This window comes from Ligilactobacillus sp. RTP31139st1_D10_RTP31139_211217 (genome assembly GCF_040226755.1).
Classification (GTDB): domain Bacteria; phylum Bacillota; class Bacilli; order Lactobacillales; family Lactobacillaceae; genus Ligilactobacillus; species Ligilactobacillus animalis.
This window is the reverse complement of sequence record NZ_JBCOAR010000016.1, coordinates 1-894: the sequence shown is the minus strand read 5'-3', so window position 1 is coordinate 894 and position 894 is coordinate 1. Positions and strand designations below refer to the sequence as shown.

General features: G+C 41.3%; 1 protein-coding gene. It reads right to left on the bottom strand.

Features of this window, described 5'->3' with window-relative positions; genetic code table 11:
- Nucleotides 1-894 (bottom strand): mucin-binding protein (locus tag ABT996_RS08855; protein WP_502882681.1); only part of this gene is annotated, 894 nt, incomplete at both ends.

Genomic DNA, 894 nt, shown 5'->3' with positions numbered 1-894 from the left:
ACTTCGGTTGCTGTCTTAGCGTTGTAGTAGATGTCTACGGTCAAAGTTTCTGTTTCTGGCGTTATCACCACTGCCTCGACCACTGATTGGCTTGGTTCATAGTTTTCTACTTGGTCTACTTTGTACTCGGGCAAAGTATTTTTGTCCATATCCCAAGCACCGTATTCTTTTTCACCCGTGGCCAAATTTGTCTTCACTTCGCGTTTGAACGTCACCTGTTGCGTCACTTTTTTGAACGTACCATCTGGGAAGTGCAATTGGATCGTGCGTACTACCGTTTTTTGTTCGATACTTGTAGCAACTTTGGCTGTATAGTACATGTTCACTTCAAGGTCTTCAGTTGTAGCTGAAACTGCTGTCCGTGGAACATAGCGATTACTTGGTGAGTCATAATTTTCAAACTCAGGTCCTCTGTAGTCATCAAGCATCTTGGAAGGTTCATCCCATTCACCATAAGTGATCTCACCAGTCGCTAAGTTTTTAATATTTGTTCGCTTGAAAGTCACACTTTGCACATGTTGATCGACTTTTTGACCGTCTTTATAGATATTGATCACACGTTTAACAACTTTTTCTTCGGTCAAATTCTCACGTTTAGCTGTATAATCGATCCGCGCTGTTTCATTAGCTGTATCTGGCGTAACTGTTTTGTTATTGACTTTGATCGTGTCTGTCTCATAATTATCATAGACTGGTGCATCAAAGGCGCTCCAAAGGCCTTCAGCTTGATTCCAAGCTCCATACGTAACTTCACCAGTTGCCAAGTTAGTCGTCTTTGTTCGCTTAAATTCTACTTTTTGGGTAAAGACATCGACCTTGACCCCTTCATGATAGATCTCGATCAAACGTTCCACTGTTTTAAATTCATCTTCAACTTTTTGAGCAGATGTATAG